The sequence below is a fragment of the Pseudomonas sp. AC355 genome, from assembly GCF_979258205.1.
On the sequence record NZ_OZ409843.1, the window covers coordinates 2,202,810 to 2,222,907 of the forward strand.

Below are 20,098 nucleotides of genomic sequence, written 5' to 3' on the forward strand. Positions count from 1 at the left end.
GCTGGTGTTAGCGCAGCCATGCCGCTAGAATTGCGCACTTTTTGATCAGAGGCGCCCGAGCGCCCGCATCATCTCAGCCTGAGGTTCGCCCGCATGACCACCACCGCCACCCCGAAAGTTGGGTTCGTCTCCCTTGGCTGCCCGAAAGCACTCGTCGATTCCGAGCGCATTCTCACCCAGCTGCGCATGGAAGGTTATGAAGTCGTGCCGACCTACCAGGACGCCGACGTAGTGGTGGTCAATACCTGCGGCTTCATCGACAGTGCCAAGGCCGAGTCGCTGGAAGTGATCGGTGAAGCGATCAAGGAGAATGGCAAGGTCATCGTCACCGGCTGCATGGGCGTCGAAGAAGGCGCGATCCGTAAGGTGCACCCCAGCGTGCTGTCGGTCACCGGCCCGCAGCAATACGAGCAGGTGGTCAACGCGGTGCATGACGTGGTGCCGCCACGCCAGGATCACAATCCACTGATCGACCTGATTCCACCGCAGGGCGTCAAACTCACCCCGCGCCATTACGCCTACCTGAAGATTTCCGAAGGCTGCAACCACAGCTGCAGCTTCTGCATCATCCCGTCGATGCGCGGCAAGCTGGTCAGCCGCCCAGTGGGCGACGTGCTGGGCGAGGCCGAGCGCCTGGTCAAGGCCGGCGTCAAGGAGTTGCTGGTGATCAGCCAGGACACCAGCGCCTACGGCGTCGACCTCAAGTACAAGACCGACTTCTGGAACGGCCAGCCGGTCAAAACGCGCATGAAAGAGCTCTGCGAAGCGCTCTCCAGCATGGGCGTTTGGGTGCGTCTGCATTACGTGTACCCGTACCCCAACGTCGACGACATCATCCCGCTGATGGCTGCTGGCAAGATCCTGCCGTACCTGGACATCCCCTTCCAGCACGCCAGCCCGCGCGTACTCAAACTGATGAAGCGCCCGGCCTTCGAAGACCGCACCCTGGCGCGCATCAAGTCGTGGCGCGAGCAGTGCCCGGACCTGACCATCCGCTCGACCTTCATCGTCGGCTTCCCCGGCGAAACCGAAGAAGACTTCCAGTACCTGCTCGACTGGCTGACCGAAGCCCAGCTCGACCGCGTCGGCTGCTTCCAGTACTCGCCGGTGGAAGGCGCGCCGGCCAACGATCTGGATGTGGATATCGTCCCGGATGACGTCAAACAGGATCGCTGGGATCGCTTCATGGCCCACCAACAGGCCATCAGCACCGCACGCCTGCAGATGAAGATCGGCCGTGAAATGGACGTGCTGATCGACGAAGTCGACGACCAGGGCGCCGTAGCCCGCTCCTGCGCCGATGCCCCGGAAATCGACGGCAGCGTGTTCATCGAAGGCACCGACTTCCAGCCGGGCGACAAGGTGCGCGTGCGTATCGTCGACGCCGATGAATACGATATGTGGGCTGAGCGGGTTTAACCCCTACCCTCACGACAAACGCCCATCGGGTCGGGAATGACGCACAGCGTCAGCCTGGTTCAATGGGCGTTTTTGTATCAGGCCCTCTGGCCTCAAAGCAGGTAGACCATGAACCGCCGCAAGAAGATCAAGCAGCTGTTAGAGGCCCACGCCAAAAAGGCCAATGCCAAACTGGCGCCTAAGAACAAGCCCAAGTACATCTGCAAGGCCGACAGGCTGAAACAGGCCAATGAGGCGGCCGAGGCGCCAGCCGTTTTGCCTGAGAGCTGAGCACTCACAGGCTGAATGGCGCCTGTGGCTAATACGCCATACAGCTTCCTGGCGCGGGCTAAAGCCCCTCAACCAAACGTCGGCCGCAGAGGTAGTCATGTGCAAGCCATGGAAGATCAGCACTGTTTATGCGCTTTGTTTTTTGCTCAGTGCCTGCATCGGTTCAACACCGCCCCAACCCTGGTTCGAGGGCGAGGCCGCATGGCCAAGTGTTCACAGATTTACAATCAGCACCGGGGGCACGCCGCAGCCCTTCGAGCTCGCCACGAAAATTCATTATGTAGACACGTCCAGCACCTGGATCTATCTGTATGTGAATGACTTCAAAAGAGGCTCGGCCTCTATGAGTTACTCAGCCAAAGACGCCTATATAAAAAAGGAAAACGGCGAACGCATCACGCCAACGCTTTACATAACCAGCCCGGACGCGGAAAACATAACACCTGGGCTTCCATGGGCAGGGAAAATTCCGGATATCGACGTACGCGAACCGGCAGTCAATCCCAACGATAGCGGCGGAATGTACGGCGGCGTTGATTTGCGCTTCAACACCGCACCACCCGAGGCAGGATCGCGCTGGATCTTGCACTTGGGCAACGTGACCATCGGCGATACGGACGTCGAAATCCCGGAACGAACGATAACTCTCAGAGCCAGGCAGTGGTACACCGTGCCCGTGCAGTGACTAAGTAGCCCCGCCATGTAGAGTGGATCGGGGCGCGTAGCCAACGCGAAGCGTGTCCACCGCGCTCCTTACTGAACCAATCTTTCAAGATTCAATGCCGCCTATGAAGTACATCGTACCCGTCAGTGAACAATCATGCCCCGACGGTCTCTACACCGGCCCGGTCGCGCCAGAAGACGCTGGCTACCTCACCCGCTGCGTGATCCCTCATCTGCAACCGCTGAGCGATGAGGAGTATCTCGACGGGCCGGCAGCGATACTGCAAACCGGTGCTCGTTACAGTTACCTACTCAGTGCAGGAGCCATCTACTGGTGCGTCGAATGGCAACCGGGTCTTGTCGTGGTGAGGTTTTCGCCCGATACCAGCATGGCTTGGGTAGCGTTGCGCTCGCCCGTCCCTAACTTCGGAGGCCGTGTCGCCCTGGAAATCGATACTGCCCAATACGATGAAGACGACGAGGATCATCAATACAACCTGGTGTTCAGAAGCTGGGACGCGCAGTTCGACGAATACCACAGGGTTCGGGGCGCCTTTGAATCTGCCTCGGCCAGCGAGGAGGCTTCGTTCAACGCAGCTATAAGGCACGCCAACAGACTGTCGAATCAGGATCACAGCGATGACACGGAGCGCCGTGATCGTCTGGAGCTTTTTACCGCCCGCTGCGGCGAAGGCATTCGGGTGAAATAGTAGCGCCATGCTAAAGCGTCCCGAGCCAACGCCGTGCGGACATACCGGCACACCGACAAGCAGCCCCTTTAATGGCCGCCGGAAAAACCCAAGAGCGTTGGTGGCATGCCTGGCCTACAACCTATTCAACTCGGCTCTGCTCTCTCTATTCGTCAGAGAGGCGCTGATAATCCGCGGTGATGGGCCAAGGGGCTTTGGCGAGTTGATTCTAAAGTTACTTATGTCCCACATAGCGCTTGCTCTGCTGGCCATGGGACTGATCGCTTCCATCAAGGCCTTTCGCGCCGACAAGGGCAGCGGTTGGCTGACAATCGCATGCGTCGTGTCGACATCGATCCTTTTGGGCTTCTCGTCAATCGCGGTCATGGAAGCATGCATGGATGATCGTGGGCATTGTCGAGCGTGGCATTGGTATATCTAGCCTTCACATAGCGGCCCAGCACTGTTCCGGCAGATTTAGCTGCTGGCGGCGATCCTCCAGTAATCGCCTCGAGTTCCCGGGCCATGCGACCACGCTGTCTCACTTTGTCCAACCTTTACGCCCATGGATGCATACGATTCGCGCCTGCAAACGATTCGTAAGGAATATTCCATGCACGCGCCCTTCCCTCGCCGCCGTATTGGCACCCTGATTCGCCTGGCGACTTTCTGCCTGGCCACTGGCAGCACCTTCGCCTATGCCGACACCGTCGAGCTGGACGACATGGTGGTGACCGCCTCCGGTTTTGCCCAGAATCTGGAAGACGCCCCGGCCTCGGTCACCGTGATCAGCGGTGATGATCTGCGCAAGCGCTCGGTGCAGAACCTCGGTGATGCGGTGCGTGACGTGGAAGGCGTCGTCGTCAACGGCGGTGCCAACGAGACCGATATCCAGATCCGCGGCATGCCTGGCGACTACACGCTGATTCTGGTCGACGGCAAACGCCAGAGCGGGCGCGATTCGCGGGTCAATGGCAACCGTGGTTATGAGCAGAGCTTCGTGCCGCCGACTGCGGCCATTGAGCGTATCGAAGTAGTGCGCGGGCCGATGTCGTCGCTGTACGGTTCGGATGCCATCGGTGGGGTGATCAACATCATCACCCGCAAGGTATCGCCCGAGTGGGGTGGCAACATTTCCTATGACTACTCGGCGCGCCCGAATAGCGATCAGGGCAATGCCCGCAACACCCAGTTCTACCTCAATGGCCCACTGATCAACGAGGTGCTCGGCCTGCAGGTGTGGGGCAGCTACCTCGACCGCCAGGCCGATGATGACGCCGAAGCCAACGAAGGCTTCGCCAAGTCCGACAACAAGAGCCTGACCGCTCGCCTGGCCCTTACGCCGACCGAGAATCATGACTTCCTGCTCGAAGCGGGCGCCTCGCGCCTGAAGAATGGCGATGGTCTCAGCGCCAACTGGTCGACCCGCGAACAGAAGAACAACCGTGATCACTGGTCGCTGACCCACGACGGCCGCTGGGGCTGGGCGGATTCGACGCTGTCTTTCGCCGAAGAAACCACCAGCCGCGAGGGCAAGGCGACACCGGCGCAGGCTGACGTGTTCGGGCGCAAGCCGGAGATCCGCAACCGCGTGCTGGACGGCAAACTGGTGATTCCAACCGACTACCACATCACCACCACCGGCGTGCAGTGGAACGAAGCCACGCTGACCGACTGGAACCAGGCCAACCGCGGCACCTCCCGCGAGCGTGAGAACGAGGAATACTCGGTTGTGCAGAAGGCCCTTTTCGCCGAAGACGAGTGGTCGATCACCGACGATTTCGCCCTCACCACTGGCGTGCGCCTGGATCATCACGAGCAGTACGGTAGCCACGTCAATCCGCGCGTCTATGGCGTCTGGCACCTGAATAACGAGTGGACGCTGAAAGGCGGCGTAGCCCGCGGCTTCAAGGCGCCCGAACTGCGCGCGGTGATCGATGACTACGCCGTGGTGCGCCGCAACCGCTTCGTGCAGTTCGGTAACTCCAACCTCAAGCCCGAGAGCAGCACCAACTACGAGCTGAGCGCGATGTGGTCGAACCGTGACGACCTGTCGGCCGGTGCCACGCTGTTCTACAACGACTTCAAGGACAAGCTGTCCACCGTCACCACCGCCGAACAGTGGCAGGGCCTGACGGTGATGGAGCGAGTCAACGTGGACAAAGCGGTGATCCGCGGTCTGGAGTTGAGCGGCAGCTGGCAGGCACTGGCCAACGTGGCGATCAAAGGTAACTTCACCTATCTGGATTCCGAGCAGAAGAGCGGCGTCGACAAGGGCCGGCCACTGTCGCTGACACCCAAGCGCAAGGCGAGCCTGCGTGCCGACTGGGACATCAATGACCGAACCCTGGCCTGGGCTGCGACCAACTACAGCGGCGAGGAATATGGCGCCACGCTGACCGGCCAATCGTCCCGCGCCTACACCACTGCCGACATCGGCGGCTCGTACAAGCTGACGCAGAACCTGACGCTCAACTCGGCCATCTACAACCTGGGTAATAAACGCCTTAACGATGAGGACGACGGCACGGTCAATTATGGCCGCACCTATTGGTTGGGTGCGTCGCTGGACTTCTGATGCCCTGAGCGCTCCGCACCCGCTACTGCACCTGAGTCGGACGCGGAGCGTCCTGCAAAGGCATTCCCACGCGGAGCGTGAGGAACGATCGATGTGGTGGGCTAAAGCCCACCCTACTCCCCAGAGGCGTGAACCGTAGGGTGGGGCTTTAGCCCACCAAAGCCATTCAACGCCGATGGTGGCTGGCTATTTGATCGTTCCCACGCTCCGCGTGGGAACGCAACCCCGGGCGCTCCGCGCCCGCTTCCGCACCGGAGTAGGACGCAGAGCGTCCTGCAAAGTCATTCCCACGCAGAGCGTGAGGAACGATCATTAGTGACTGGCCAGCAGCACCTTCGTGCCCTCTTTCGCCTCCGGCGTGGCGCGTTTGCTCATCTCGTCGGCCTGCCTGCCCAGGTACCAGCCGAGTGCTCCCCAGACCAATGCGCAGAGCGCACCCACGATTGCCACCAGCACCGCACCCTGGCTGAGCATGTCCAGGCCACTCTTCAACCAGCCACTGATCGCATCGCCAGCCCGATAGACGACGGTGTCGATAAAACCCTTCGCCTTGTATTTGCTCTCGGCATCCAGCGGCGCGAAGAGCATTTCCCGACCTGGCCTGACGAAGGCGTACTCGCCGATGCGTCTGACGATCATCAGCCCCGCCAGCATGGCGAACGTCGGCGCCAGGGCAAGTCCGATAAAGCCCACGCAGACCAATATCGGCACGATTGCCAGCAGCATGCGTACGCCCAGTTTCTGAGCGATGCGCCCGGTAATGAACAACTGCGACAGCAAGGCACCGGCCTGTACGATCACATCGATGATGCCGAATACCCGGATCTGCGACTCGCGATCAGGAAAGCGCTCAGCCACCAGGCGCGCCTGCTCGAAGTACAGAAAGGTCGTCACGGTCGCGAGCAGCACCACGAAGCCGGCGATCGCCAACAGGTAAGGCGATTGCAGAACACGAGTCAGGCCGCTGAATGGATTGCCCGTCACCGGCTTGCGAGTGCTCTCCGTAGGTGCAGCGCCCGGCCTGCCAGCGCCGCCGACCTCCCGCCAGCGCATCAGCGGTGCCTTGAGCGCCAGGGCGGCGCCTAGCAGCATGGCCGCCAGTAGCATCAACCCGGACTCGCCGATAACGCCGACCAGCAGCGCACTCATGGCCGGCCCTACCAGGCCGCCGACACTGGCGCCAGCCGCGATGAACGCAAACAGTCGTTTGGCCTGACGCCCGTCGAACACATCAGCCATCAAGCTCCAGGCTACCGAGACCACGAACAGGTTGTAGACCGAGATCCACACGTAGAACACCCGTGCCAGCCAGACGTTCTCATCACTGAGCTGAAACAGCCCGGCAAAGGCCAGCAGGTTCAGGCAGAAGAACCCGTAGACCCAGTCGACGAAGTGGATACGCGGCACCCGGGAGCTGAGCCAGGCGAACGACGGCACCGCCACCAGCATGACCACGAAGGTGGCGGTGAACAGCCATTGCAGGTTCTCGATACCGGCCATGATGCCCATCGACTCGCGAATGGGCCGCAGCATGAAATAGCCGGAGAACAGGCAGAAAAACAGGGCGAACCCCGCAAGTGCGGGACTCAGTTCGTGGCGTTCGGCGTTGATGGCGACGCCGAAGCGCCGCACCAGATTTGCTGAAAACATGATCGGCGCTCCTGGCGTTGGTTCAGCGGTAGCTGACGCCGGTCAGTTGTTCGGCAACCTGCCACAGGCGAGCCGCTGCTTCGGCGTCCTTCGCCGCAACTGGCACGGTAGCCAGCCCCAGCGGCCCACGCTTCTCCTCCTCACCGATCGGTCCGTAGTAAGCACCGCCCCGCGCGTCCGGCGCAGTGGCTGCATACAGGGTCGGCAATGCGCCTTGGGCAGCGGAGTGATAGCGCTCGCGATCCTTGGCCCATTCGCGCCCAAAGTCGCTATCCAGACCAGGCCCGCGCTTGATCAGCTCGGTCACGGCAACACCTGGGTGCGCGGCGATGCTCTGGATGCCCCAACCTTGCGCCTCGCTGCGGCGTTGCAGCTCGAAGGCCCACATCAGAACGGCCAGTTTGGACTGGGCATAGGATGCGTAAGGGTTGTAGGCCTGCTCGGATTGCAGATCCGCGAAGTTGATGCTGCCGCGCCCGACCGCAATGCTGGATAGCGTGACGACACGAGGGGAGTTGCTCTTACGCAGCAGCGGCAGCACATGGCCAGTCAGGGCAAAATGTCCCAGATAGTTGGTGGCCAGTTGCAGCTCGAAGCCATCTGCTGAAGTGGCTCGCTCTGGGGGCGCCATCACAGCGGCGTTATTGATCAGGCCATCGAGGCGCGGCAAGGTCGCATTGAGGCGTTCGCCCAGCGCTTTGACCGATGCCAGATCAGCCAGATCGACCGCCTCGAACTGCACTTGGGCACCCCGAACTTCCTGTTTGATGCGGGTAATGGCTTCTTTTCCGCGCTCTGGGTTGCGTGCAGCAATCACCACCTCGGCGCCAGCCGCTGCAAGGGCCTTGGCATCTTCATAGCCCATGCCGCTGGTACCGCCGGTAACGAGGAAGATACGCCCGCTCTGCGAGGGCATGTCAGCCAGGCTCCAATCCGGTTTTGGTTGACTCTGGGCGTTGGAGACACCAGCTTCCAGCATGCAACTGAGGGCGAGGCCAACGGTTGCCAGGCCTTTGCGCCACGCGGCGCTGACGGCGCTCAATGGGTTCATCTGCAGGGTTATGTTTGTCATTGTTCGATCCTCACGTAGGTAATGATCTGACGAGCCGCTGCGAAGCGATGCGTCGACGTGAGGCATTGTTCACCCTGGAATTACCTGCGATAAGCCGTATAAAAATGGACGCTATGTACGACCACTCGTACAATCCAATTTTCTCTGCGGAGCAGCACAGCCATGCGCCAGCCCAACCTCACGGATGTCGCACTGTTTGCAGCGGTCGTGGAAGCCGGCGGCTTTCGGGTAGCGGCGCAAAAGCGTGGTATGTCGGCGTCATCGATCAGCGATTGCGTCCGCCGACTGGAAAGCGACCTGGGCGTGCGCTTGCTCAACCGCACTACGCGCAGCGTAGTTCCGACGGATGTGGGTGCTCGGCTGCTGGAGCGGCTGCGCCCTGCCCTCGACGAAATCGGCGCAGCCTTCAGCGACCTCGATGACGATGCGCTACACCCGGTCGGTACGCTACGCCTCAACGTCCCGGTGCCGATTGCCCGCTTCGTGCTGCCGCGGCTGATCCCCACCTTTCTTGAACGCTATCCCGGTGTGAGCGTGGAAGTGACGATGGACAACACCTTCATCGACGTCATCGCTGCCGGCTACGACGCGGGGGTGCGCTATGAGGAACGTGTCGCCAAGGACATGATCGCGGTGCCCATCGGGCCTCGCCGGCAGCGCTTCGTGGCAGCCGCATCGCCTGCTTATCTGCAAAAATACGGCACACCGCTGCACCCCAGAGACCTGCTCAACCACCGCTTGATCGGTCATCGCTTCGAAAGCGGCAAGCTGGGCGTGTGGGAGTTCGAAAAAGACGGTGCCGTCGTGCGTGTTCCGCCGCAAGGGCCGCTGCTCTCATCGTCCCAGGATCTTGAAGTGGGCGCCGCTATCGGTGGCGTGGGCATCATGTACACCTTCGAGGAATACCTCGGGCCACTGTTCGAGCAGGGAACGCTATTGCCGGTACTGGAAGACTGGTGGCAGGCATTCGATGGTCCCTACCTGTATTACAACGACCGCCGCCACGTGCCCTCGCCGCTCAGAGCATTCGTGGACTTCCTCAAGGCCGAAAACCAAGGCTGAGCGCATCAGTGTCAGCGAGATGTTTGATCGTTCCCACGCTCCGCGTGGGAATTCGGCCCTGGGCGCTCCGCGCCCGCCACTGCACCCGGATTGGACGCAGAGCGTCCTGCGGAGGCATTCCCACGCGGAGCGTGAGGAACGATCGGAGCGCAGCCTGGCGGCGCAATTCAACGCCCCTCCACGGGTAAACGCAACACCGCGCAAAGGCCAGCGGGCGGGCGGTTTTCCAGGGTCAGTTCGCCACCGTGGGCCTGCACGCACGCGCGGGCGATGGCCAGACCGAGACCCAACCCCCTCGCGCTTTTCTCGGCATTGAGCTGCACGAACGGCTCGAACACCTGTTCCAGTCGCGCAGGATCGATGCCCGGCCCGTGGTCGAGGATCTCCAGGCCTATCTCGCCCGTTTCGATACGTTCCAGGCTGATCATCGCATCGCCGCCGTGTTGCAGGGCGTTGTCGATCAGGTTGGTGAGCGCGCGCTTGAGCGCCAGCGGTCGGCAACGACAGAAAACCTCGGGCCCAGCCTGCCAACTGACCGGCTGCCCCAGGGTGCGATAACGCCGCCCCAAGTCATCGAGCAACCCGGTCAAGGACAGGCGCGCCGTCGGTTCCTGCACGGCATCGTCGCGGATGAAGTCCAGCGTCTCGGCAACCATCGCGCGTAGCTCGTCGAGGCTGTCGAGCAAGTCCTCGCGCAAAGGGCCGTCATCGAGCAACTCGAGCTGCAGGCGCAGCTCGGTCAAAGGCGTGTTGAGGTCATGGCTGAGCGCGGCGAGCATCCGAGTACGCCCTTCCACGTGCCGAGCCAGGCGCTCCTGCATCAGGTTGAAGGCCTGGCTCAGTTCCTGCGCCTCGCGCGGGCCGAACAGCGACAACGGTGCGATGCGCTCGCCCCGGCTGATGCGCTCGGTGGCGGCGGCCAGCGTCCTGAACGGGCGCACCACTCGGGCCATGAAGAACAGCAGGATCAACAGAATCGGCACGATGCTCACCGGCAAGGCGTACGCCAGCAGGCGGCTCCATTCATAGGCGCCGGATGGATGCTGCAACGCATTGAGGTACAGCCCCGACGGCAGCCTGATACTGCTGCGCAGGCGCAACGGCTCCCAGCCGGCGGGGCTCAGCACATCTTCGCGAGCGGGCCCGCCGCCGATGCGTTCGAGCTGCATGTGGATCAGGTCTGCAGGAGCCTGCAGCTCATTGGCCAACTCGGCGGTCAGGCGTAACTCTTCCGGGTGCATCTCGAAGCCCGGAACATCCGCCTCGGCGGCGATCCAGAAACGCGCCTCGACGCCGCCCATCGATATCAACAGGCGCTCGCCATCGCCGTGATTCAATTCCACGGCCGCGTGGTAAGCGGTACCCAGACGCTCTAGTACCTGGGCACGGGACAGCGGATGCACCAGCGCGCCGGTGCGCTGCAGCAGCAGGACGGCAATAGCATGGGATGCCAGCAACGCGACGATCAGCAACACCGCCAACTGATGAACCAGCCGCTGCGGCCACAGGCGCGCCAGCAACCTCATGAGCGCGTCACCTCCGCGACCAGCATGTAACCGCCGCCCCACACGGTGCGCAGCAGATCGTCACAGCCGGCGCTGTCGGTCAGCTTGCGACGCAGGCGGCTGACCTGGCGGTCGATGGTGCGATCGAACACATCGCTGTCCGGGCGAGCCGTCAGGTCGATCAGCCGGGCGCGATCGAGCACCTGATTCGGGTGGTCGAGAAAGACCTGCAGCAAGCGCCCTTCCGCCGTGCTCAGACGGGTCGCCTGCCCGTTGCTGTCACTCAGGCTGCCACTGCCGCTGGCGAACGCCAGGCCGGCGAACTGGTAATGGCGCACCAATGGCTGCGGCGCCGACTCGACCGGCGCAGGCTCGGCGCTGACCGCGCCGCGCCGGCGCAGCACGCTGTTGATGCGTGCCACCAGCTCCCGTGGTTCGAAGGGCTTGGTCAGGTAATCATCGGCGCCCAGATCCAGCCCACGGATGCGGTCGCTGGTGGTATCGCGAGCGGTCAGCAGAATCACCGGCACGCCGTTGCGCCGGTGCAAGCGGCTGCACAGTTCGAAGCCATCACCGTCCGGCAGCATCACATCCAACACCACCACGTCGAACTGCTGAGCATCGAGCAACTGCCACATGCCCTCGGCGCTTTCCGCGGTACGCACGTCGAAAGCGTGCTTGCGCAGATAAACGGCCAGCGGCTCACGAATCTTGCGATGGTCGTCGACCACCAGGACGCGCGGTGCAGAGAATGGAGAAGTCGGATTCATGCTGGCTCGAGGCAGTCGCAGCCTGGGCGACAAGGATGTCTATGCAGAGGATTATCATTTGCATGCCGATGATACGCCAGAGCCCGCTGCAACTGCAGCGGCGTCGCGTCGCAGGCGGCGTATCTGCTTCATTTGATGACGCACGGTTTCGGCCACACGCGCCTCGGCTTATGATGCCCGCCATGATCAAAGACCCGTTCCAACGCCTGAACCTCGACCGCGAGGTGCTCAGCGTCAGCCAGCTCAACAACCGCGCACGCCTGCTGCTCGAAGATGTCTTCGGCGGCATCTGGGTAGAAGGCGAGATTTCCAACCTGGCGCGGCCGGCCTCCGGGCATATTTACTTCACCCTCAAGGACAGTCAGGCCCAGGTGCGCTGTGCGCTGTTCCGACAGAACGCTGCGCGGGTACGCCAGGCACTGCGTGACGGCCTGGCGGTCAAGGTGCGCGGCAAGGTTTCGCTGTTCGAGGGTCGTGGCGACTATCAGTTGATTCTCGACTCCGTGGAGCCGGCCGGTGACGGCGCCCTGCGCCTGGCCTTCGAGGCCCTGAAGGAGAAGCTTGGCGCCGAAGGCCTGTTCGCCGCCGAACGCAAGAGCCCCCTGCCCGCTCACCCCCGGCGCATCGGCATCATCAGCTCGCCCACCGGCGCGGTGATACGCGACATCATCAGCGTGTTTCGCCGCCGTGCGCCGCAGGTCGAACTGAGCCTGATCCCTACCGCCGTACAGGGCCGCGAGGCCACCGCGCAGATCGTCCGCGCCTTGAAGCTGGCGGATGCCCAGGGCTTCGATGCACTGATCCTCGCTCGTGGCGGTGGCTCGCTGGAGGATCTCTGGTGCTTCAACGAAGAGGCCGTGGCGCGCGCCGTGGATGCCTGCGTCACGCCCATCGTCAGTGCGGTCGGCCATGAAACCGATGTGTCGATCAGCGATTTCGTCGCCGATGTACGCGCCCCTACACCGTCAGCCGCAGCCGAACTGCTGGCGCCCCATAGCGATGACCTGGTGCAGCGGGTCACAGTACTGCAACGCCGTCTCACCCTGGCCATCAATGGCCGCCTGGCCCGTGAACGCATGCGCCTCGAGGGCCTTACCCGGCGCATGCGCCACCCCGGCGAGCGACTGCGCCAGCAGGCCCAGCGCCTCGACGATCTCGACATGCGCCTGCGCCGCGCCTATGTGCAGCAGGTCAATGGGCGCGCCCACAAGCTCGCGCAGCTGCAGGCGCGCCTGGCCGGGCAGCATCCGGGGCGTCACCTCAAGCTGCTGCGCCAGCGCCTCGACAGCCTCGCCGAGCGTCTGCCAAGGGCCATGAAAGAAGGGCTCAAGGCGCGCCGCCTGCTGCTGCAGAGCCAGATGCAGACGCTGCACGTGGTCAGCCCGCTGGCCACCCTCGGCCGCGGTTACAGCATCCTGCTCGACGACCGTGGCCGGGCCATCCGCAGCGCCGCCGCCACCCAACCAGGGCAACGCCTCAAGGCGCGCCTGGGCGAAGGCGAGCTGGATGTACGCGTCGAAGACAACCACGTTGCACCGGTCACACTTTCGCTGCTGGACTGACATCGATAAGGAAACCCCATGCGCTCCCTGCTGTTGCTGCTCACCCTCTGCCTCGCCCTGCCCGCTCACGCCGAAGGCTTTATCAGCCGCCTGTTGAACAAACCGGTGCCCGGTGGCGTTGCCGTGGTCGACCTCGGCGCCTCGGCCAGTGCGCCCAGCGCTACCTACCAGGGCAAACCGGTGCTGGTGGTGCATGAAGATCAGCAGCGCTGGATCGCCATCGTCGGCATCCCGCTGAGCGTCAAACCCGGCACCCAGCAGATCGAATCGGGCGGCCAGCGCCTGAGTTTTCAGGTAGGCAGCAAGACCTACGTCGAGCAGCGCATCACCATCAAGAACCAGCAGCAGGTCAATCCCAACGCCAAGAACCTCGCGCGCATCGAGCGGGAGCTGGCCGAACAGACCCGCGCCTACCAGCAGTTCAGCCCGCGCCAGCCCAGCAACCTGATGTTCGACAAGCCGGTCAACGGCCCGCTGTCCAGCCCGTTCGGGCTGCGCCGCTTCTTCAATGGCGAGGAGCGCAACCCGCACTCCGGACTGGATTTCGCTGCCAATCGCGGTACGCCGATCAAGGCACCGGCGGCCGGCAAGGTAATCCTGGTGGGCGACTATTTCTTCAACGGCAAGACCGTTTTCGTCGACCACGGCCAGGGCCTGATCAGCATGTTCTGTCACCTGTCGGAGATCGGCGTGAAGGTCGGCGACGAGCTGCCGCGCGGCGGCGTGCTTGGCAAGGTCGGTGCTACGGGCCGCGCGACCGGGCCGCACCTGCACTGGAACGTCAGCCTCAACGACGCACGAGTCGACCCAGCGATCTTCATTGGCGCTTTCAAGCCTTAACCCGCGCCCGGCGTTGGCGTGTAGAGTGACGACTACTCGCTGATCGCCTGCATGCAGCGCTGCAGATGGCTATCGGCGTCCTCACCGACCGGGAGCCATGATGATCACCGTCCATCACCTGAACAACTCGCGCTCGCAGCGCATTCTCTGGCTGCTCGAAGAACTGGGCGTGGAGTATCAGATCCAGCGTTACGAGCGCGACCCGAAGACCATGCTCGCCCCGCCAGAATTGCGCGCCGTGCATCCGCTGGGCAAGTCGCCGGTGATTACCGACGGTGACCTGACGGTGGCCGAGTCCGGCGCCATCATCGACTACCTGGCTAACCGCTATGGCCCAGCCCTGCTGCCGCCTGCAGACAGCCCCGAGCGCCTGCGCTGCAACTACTGGCTGCATTACGCGGAAGGCTCGGCGATGCCGCCGCTGCTGCTCAAGCTGGTGTTCGACAAGGTGGAAAGCAGCCCGATGCCCTTCTTCGTCAAACCCATCGCCCGCGGCATTGCGCAGAAGGTCAAGAAGGCATTTGTGACCCCACAACTGCAGCTGCATCTGGACTATCTGGAAGGCGAACTGGGCAAGAGCACCTGGTTCGCCGGTGAGCAGTTCAGCGTTGCCGATATTCAGATGAGTTTCCCACTGGAGGCGGCCACGTCGCGAGGCGGTCTGGATGCCAGCCGCCCTCGGCTTAAGGCCTTCCTCGAACGTATTCATGCCCGCCCCGCCTACCAGCGCGCTCTGGAAAGAGGTGGGGAATACGCCTACGCCAGTTAAAGCACCGGCCAGCCTTACATTGCGTACCACGGCCCGTCAGGACTAATCACCCCGCAGCCCAACAAGCAAAGACTCGGGCTCCAGCGTCCTGTTCCTCGCCGCGAATCGAGCTCAACCCTAGACCTGAGAGGCAAGCGTAATGCCCACGCTCGCCCACTTGCAGCCTGCGTTTGCTATGGTACGTGCCCGCCGCGATCCGAGCCTCGCCTCGGACAGTCAATGAAACAAGCGAGAAACGCGATGAAAGAGCACTACCAGTCCACCCTCGAGTGGCTGCAACACTACCCCGAACTGCACACGCTGATCAGCCTAGCCCTGCTGGTAATAGGCGCCTGGCTGGCCAACTGGATCGTCAAGCGCATTCTGGTGCGCGGCCTTTACCGTGGCTTGCGATCCACCAGCATGGGCCAGGACAAGGCCCTGGCCGATTCCCATGTAGTACGCCGCCTGGCCAACATCGTGCCGGCGCTGATTATCACCAGCGGCATCAAGGTCGTCCCGCACCTGCCTACTGCCGTGGTCACGGTGGTGGATAACGTCTGCAGCGCCTTCATTATCCTGACCATCGCCCTGGCCATCGGCGGTGTGCTGAACCTGTTCAACACCCTGTACCAACGCCGGCCGAGCGCGCACCTGAAACCCATCAAGGGTTACATCCAGGTGGTCACCATCGTCATCTATGCGATTGCCGCAATCCTGATGGTCGCGACGCTGATCGACCGCTCGCCGCTGATTCTGCTCTCGGGCCTCGGCGCTATGGCCGCGGTACTGATGTTGATTTTCCAGGACACCCTGCTTTCACTGGTGGCCAGCGTGCAGATTTCTTCCAGCGATATCGTTCGTGTCGGCGATTGGATCGAAATGCCGCAGCTCAATGCAGACGGCGACGTGATCGACATTGCCCTGCACACCGTCAAGGTGCAGAACTGGGACAAGACCATCACCACCATCCCGACCAAGCGCCTGATAAGCGATCCGTTCAAGAACTATCGGGGCATGCAGGAATCTGGCGGCCGTCGCATCAAACGCAGCCTATTCCTGGATCAGACCAGCGTGCGTTTTCTCAGCCCGGAAGAGATCGCCCACCTACAGCGCTTCCTGCTACTCGGTCAGTACCTGAGCAGCAAGCAGAGCGAGTTGCTGAGTTGGAACACCGAGCTGGCCGAAGCTGCACAGGAGCCCGCCAACACACGCCGGGTCACCAACCTCGGCACCTTCCGCGCCTATGTTGAGCACTACTTGCGCCAGCACCCGGGCATCAACCAGAACATGACGCAGATCGTTCGCCAACTGCAGCCCACCGGCGACGGCCTGCCGCTGGAGCTGTACTGCTTCACCAATACCGTGGCGTGGGTGCCGTACGAGGGGTATCAATCGGATATCTTCGACCACCTGCTGGCGATCCTTCCGGAGTTCGGTCTGCGCGTATTCCAGCACCCGAGCGGCGCCGACATGCGCGAGCTGCGGCCGACCCTACAAGCCGGTAGCTGACGGAGCAAAACCTGGCGTGGCACCACGCCAGGTTGCCTGCCGCAATGCAAAAGCTGAAATAACCAAATTACCGCAATAAAAAATCATCTATGACCAAGTCTTGGTGGCTTTCACCAATTTCCAAGACAGGCTTGCCAGCTTTCCCCTCACTGGGTAGGGTTAGCCACATGAATACCTCGCAAACCCTCATCCTCCTCCGGCAACACGCCAATCTATGCCTGGTCGCCCAGCGACTGCGCTAGGGTCTGTTGGCGCCCAAGTACGTCGGCAAACCCGCTCCCCGCTTATCCCCTCTTCATCTTTTTGTTTTCAGTTCGGCCGTTGCCGGCCTTCGTCTTCAGGAATTTTCCATGAGCATGCTCAAAGACCCATCGAACAAGTACCGCGCCTTCACCCCGATCAACATCCCAGATCGCACCTGGCCGGACAAGATCATCGACCAGGCGCCGATCTGGCTGTCCACTGACCTGCGTGATGGCAATCAGTCGCTGATCGAGCCGATGGATGCCGAGAAGAAGATGCGCTTCTTCAAGTGCCTGCTCGCCGTGGGCCTGAAAGAAATCGAAGTGGGCTTTCCGTCCGCCTCGCAGACCGATTTCGACTTCGTGCGCGAACTGATCGAAGGCGGCCACATCCCGGATGACGTCACCATCCAGGTACTGACCCAGGCTCGCGACGACCTTATCGAGCGCACCTTCGAATCGCTCAAGGGCGCCAAGAAGGCCATCGTTCATTACTACAACGCCTGCGCGCCGAGCTTCCGCAAGATCGTCTTCAACCAGGACAAGGCTGGCGTCAAAGCCATTGCCGTTTCCGCAGGCACCACCATCAAGCGCCTGGCCGAAGCCGCACCGGAAACCGCATGGGGCTTCGAGTACTCGCCTGAAGTGTTCAGCTCCACCGAAATCGATTTCGCCGTCGAGGTGTGCAACGCGGTGATCGGGGTGTTCCAGCCGACCCCGGCGAACAAGCTGATCCTCAACCTGCCGGCCACCATCGAGAACGCCACGCCGAACAACTACGCCGACCAGATCGAGTGGTTCGGCCGGCACGTCGACAAGCGCGACAGCGTGCTGATCAGCCTGCACACCCACAACGACCGTGGCACCGGCGTGGCGGCTACCGAGCTGGGCCTGATGGCGGGCGCCGACCGTGTCGAAGGCTGCCTGTTCGGCAACGGCGAGCGCACCGGCAACGTGTGCCTGGTGACCGTGGCGCTGAACCTCTACACCCAAGGCATCGACCCGCAGTTGGACTTCTCCGACATCGACGCCGTGCGCAAGGTGGTCGAAGACTGCAACCAGATTCCGGTGCACCCGCGTCACCCCTATGTCGGTGACCTGGTACACACCGCCTTCTCCGGCTCGCACCAGGACGCCATCCGCAAGGGCTTCGCCCAGCAGAAGGAAGGCCAGGTCTGGGAAGTGCCCTACCTGCCAATCGACCCGGCCGACATCGGCCGCGATTACGAGGCAGTGATTCGTGTCAACAGCCAGTCCGGCAAGGGTGGCATCACCTTCCTGCTCGAGCAGGAGTACGGCATCAACCTGCCGCGTCGCATGCAGATCGAGTTCAGCCAGGTGGTTCAGGGCGAAACCGATCGCCTTGGCCTGGAAATGACTGCCGGGCAGATTCACGGTTTGCTCGAGCGTGAATACCTGCAAGCCAAGGCACCTTACGAGTTGAAAGGTCACCGCCTGCAGGAAGAGAACGGCGACAGCAACGTCGAGGTGCAAGTGCAGGTAGACGGCGCCGTGCAACGCTGGAGCGGTGCTGGCAAGGGTGCACTGGAAGCACTGGTATCGAGCGTACCGCTGTCGGTGGAGATCATGGATTACCACGAGCACGCTATAGGCGCTGGCGCCAACGCCAAGGCGGCCTGCTACATCGAGATCCGCCTCGACGGCCAACGCCCGCTGCACGGCATCGGCATCGACGAGAACATCACCACCGCAAGCTTCCGCGCCCTGTTCAGCGCACTCAACCGCGCCATTCGCCAAGCCGACGGGAAAACCCAGGCAGCCTGACGATTAGCCGGTAACGCACAAAGGGACGCCTCGGCGTCCCTTTGTCGTTTCTGAAGCGATGGCTGTAGCGATGGTTCTGTAGCCTGGGTCGAGCGCAGCGACACCCGGGGAAATCTCCTGGGTATCGCTTCGCTCAACACCAGGCTACGGTCTGTTAGCGCTCAACCCAGGCTACCAGCAGGCTCTTTCACGGGCTTCACCTGCCGCTGCAGGGTGTTGCCGAGGAAGAATGCCGGGGACTGCCAGCGGGCGATGAACATCAGCACCAGGCCCAGCAGCAGAATCACCACGGCGATCACGAACACCAGGCCGAGCCCAGCGATGTGGGAGCCACTACCGAAGTCTGGCGACATGCTGTCGAAAGTGGTCTGCCAGAAGATGATCGACAGCATCACCGCCCCCACCAACGGGCACAGCCCTCGCATGAAAAAGTGGCGGACGCTGTCGAACAGGCTGTGGCGGAAATACCAGACGCAGGCAAAGGCGGTCAGCGCGTAGTAGAAGCAGATCATCATGCCCAGCGCGGTGATGGTATCGGCCAGCACGTTTTCGCTCAGGGTGCGCATGGTCACGTAGAACACTGCCGTGGCGATGCCTGCAGCGATGGTCGCGTAACGTGGCGTCTGCGAAAGCGGATGCACGCTGGCGAAACGCTTCGGCACCGCCCGGTAATACCCCATCGCCAGCAACGTACGCGCAGGCGAAATGAAGGTGGATTGCAGGGACGCCGCCGTGCTCGCCAGCACCGCGATGGACATCAGGATAGCCAACGGCCCCATCACCGGGCCAGCCAGGTGGGCGAAGACGTTTTCCTGGATCTGCGCATTGCCCAGGCCGAGGCCGGTATCGCCGGTGCCCGCGAACTGCAGGGTAGCCGCCGCAGTGAACAGGTAGAGGGCGAGGATAAGCAGCACGGTGATGGTCGCCGCGCGCCCAGGCACCTTCTCGCTGCCCACCGATTCTTCGCTGACCGTCAGGCAGACATCCCAACCCCAGAAGATGAAGATCGACAGCGACAGACCGGCGGCGAAGGCAGAGAACGAGTCGATGTTGAACGGGTTGAACCACTCGGGATGGAAGACCACCGGCGAGCTGTCCGGCGCAGCGGCGAAGGCGGCCAGCGCGAAACCGATCAGCACCACCAGTTGCAAGGCAACCAGCGTGTACTGCACGCCCATGGTCATGCCGATACCGCGGCAGCACACCCACACCGCCATGGCGATGAAGATGCAGCAGGTGACGATGTTCACCAGCAGGTTCTGGGTAAGACCCGCCAGCCAATCCAGCCCGGTCAGTTGGGCGAGAAACAGGTAGAAGAAGTCCACCGCGATGCCCGCCAGATTGGAGAGCACGATGGTCGTGGCAGTGACCAGCCCCCAACCACCAATCCAGCCGATCATCGGCCCGAACGCCCGTGCAGACCAGGTGAACGAGGTGCCGCTGTCCGGCTCGGCCGCGTTGAGCTCCCGATAACCGAGTGCCACCAGCAGCATCGGCAGGAAGCCGACGATGAACACAGCAGGCAGGTAGACACCGACTTCACGGACGGTCGGGCCAAGGGCGCCGGTCAGCGTATAGACCGGCGCGATGGTGGAAATGCCCAACACCACGCAGGCCAACAGCCCGACCTTGCCCTGCGCCAGCCCCTTGGCGGAAGCTCCGGCTACAGGTGTTCCCTGGACGGTCGATGATTCACTCATAAGCCTCTGCCAGCATTTTGGAATTGTTCGT

16 protein-coding genes are annotated in these 20,098 nt (G+C 62.4%); 11 read left to right on the forward strand and 5 right to left on the reverse strand.

The window, feature by feature from the left end:
• Positions 1-93 precede the first annotated feature (93 nt).
• The 5 genes from rimO to ACZ0AI_RS10510 all read left to right on the forward strand — a co-directional run bounded on the left by rimO (position 94) and on the right by ACZ0AI_RS10510 (position 5,619).
• Positions 94-1,419, forward strand: a complete 1,326-nt coding sequence (gene rimO, locus ACZ0AI_RS10490; protein ID WP_463565696.1) for a 30S ribosomal protein S12 methylthiotransferase RimO — start codon at positions 94-96, stop codon at positions 1,417-1,419.
• Between the two features lie 108 nt (positions 1,420-1,527).
• Complete coding sequence (locus ACZ0AI_RS10495) at positions 1,528-1,689, forward strand: DUF2986 domain-containing protein (RefSeq protein ID WP_172140611.1); 162 nt, start codon at positions 1,528-1,530, stop codon at positions 1,687-1,689.
• Between the two features lie 97 nt (positions 1,690-1,786).
• A complete protein-coding gene (locus tag ACZ0AI_RS10500; protein WP_463565697.1) occupies positions 1,787-2,374 on the forward strand; it encodes a hypothetical protein in 588 nt (195 codons plus the stop codon).
• A 103-nt stretch (positions 2,375-2,477) separates the two neighbouring features.
• A complete protein-coding gene (locus ACZ0AI_RS10505) occupies positions 2,478-3,062 on the forward strand; it encodes a hypothetical protein (RefSeq protein WP_463565698.1) in 585 nt (194 codons plus the stop codon).
• 592 nt (positions 3,063-3,654) lie between these two features.
• The gene (locus ACZ0AI_RS10510; RefSeq protein WP_463565699.1) at positions 3,655-5,619 is read left to right on the forward strand and encodes a TonB-dependent receptor domain-containing protein; all 1,965 of its coding nucleotides are present in this window, start codon (positions 3,655-3,657) and stop codon (positions 5,617-5,619) included.
• Between the two features lie 312 nt (positions 5,620-5,931).
• On the opposite strand, the gene ACZ0AI_RS10515 is transcribed toward ACZ0AI_RS10510, so the two are convergent.
• Entirely contained in the window at positions 5,932-7,269 is a 1,338-nt protein-coding gene (locus ACZ0AI_RS10515; RefSeq protein ID WP_463565700.1) for an NTP/NDP exchange transporter, read from the reverse strand.
• Between the two features lie 22 nt (positions 7,270-7,291).
• Positions 7,292-8,248 (reverse strand): SDR family oxidoreductase, encoded by a 957-nt coding sequence (locus tag ACZ0AI_RS10520; RefSeq protein WP_463566091.1) that lies wholly within the window; start codon positions 8,246-8,248, stop codon positions 7,292-7,294.
• A gap of 255 nt (positions 8,249-8,503) precedes the next feature.
• On the opposite strand from ACZ0AI_RS10520, the gene ACZ0AI_RS10525 reads away from it, so the two are divergent.
• Positions 8,504-9,403: a LysR family transcriptional regulator gene (locus ACZ0AI_RS10525; RefSeq protein WP_092364169.1), complete on the forward strand. Its 900-nt coding sequence runs from the start codon at positions 8,504-8,506 to the stop codon at positions 9,401-9,403.
• Positions 9,404-9,570: 167 nt separating this feature from the next.
• Here ACZ0AI_RS10525 and ACZ0AI_RS10530 read toward each other — a convergent pair whose 3' ends face one another.
• Entirely contained in the window at positions 9,571-10,896 is a 1,326-nt protein-coding gene (locus ACZ0AI_RS10530) for an ATP-binding protein (protein ID WP_463566092.1), read from the reverse strand.
• A gap of 29 nt (positions 10,897-10,925) precedes the next feature.
• Positions 10,926-11,678, reverse strand: a complete 753-nt coding sequence (locus ACZ0AI_RS10535) for a response regulator transcription factor (protein ID WP_463565701.1) — start codon at positions 11,676-11,678, stop codon at positions 10,926-10,928.
• 182 nt (positions 11,679-11,860) lie between these two features.
• On the opposite strand from ACZ0AI_RS10535, the gene xseA reads away from it, so the two are divergent.
• The 5 genes from xseA (at position 11,861) to leuA (ending at position 18,367) form a co-directional block, all read left to right on the forward strand.
• Complete coding sequence (gene xseA, locus ACZ0AI_RS10540; RefSeq protein ID WP_463565702.1) at positions 11,861-13,240, forward strand: exodeoxyribonuclease VII large subunit; 1,380 nt, start codon at positions 11,861-11,863, stop codon at positions 13,238-13,240.
• 18 nt (positions 13,241-13,258) lie between these two features.
• On the forward strand, positions 13,259-14,080 hold the full coding sequence (locus ACZ0AI_RS10545; RefSeq protein ID WP_463565703.1) for a peptidoglycan DD-metalloendopeptidase family protein: 822 nt from the start codon (positions 13,259-13,261) through the stop codon (positions 14,078-14,080).
• Positions 14,081-14,180: 100 nt separating this feature from the next.
• Positions 14,181-14,849, forward strand: coding sequence for a glutathione S-transferase (locus ACZ0AI_RS10550; protein WP_463565704.1), 669 nt, complete (start codon positions 14,181-14,183; stop codon positions 14,847-14,849).
• Between the two features lie 240 nt (positions 14,850-15,089).
• Complete coding sequence (locus tag ACZ0AI_RS10555; RefSeq protein WP_463565705.1) at positions 15,090-16,340, forward strand: mechanosensitive ion channel family protein; 1,251 nt, start codon at positions 15,090-15,092, stop codon at positions 16,338-16,340.
• Positions 16,341-16,690: 350 nt separating this feature from the next.
• Positions 16,691-18,367: a 2-isopropylmalate synthase gene (gene leuA, locus ACZ0AI_RS10560; protein ID WP_225834213.1), complete on the forward strand. Its 1,677-nt coding sequence runs from the start codon at positions 16,691-16,693 to the stop codon at positions 18,365-18,367.
• Between the two features lie 161 nt (positions 18,368-18,528).
• On the opposite strand, the gene ACZ0AI_RS10565 is transcribed toward leuA, so the two are convergent.
• The gene (locus ACZ0AI_RS10565; RefSeq protein WP_463565706.1) at positions 18,529-20,067 is read right to left on the reverse strand and encodes an APC family permease; all 1,539 of its coding nucleotides are present in this window, start codon (positions 20,065-20,067) and stop codon (positions 18,529-18,531) included.
• Positions 20,068-20,098: the final 31 nt, after the last annotated feature.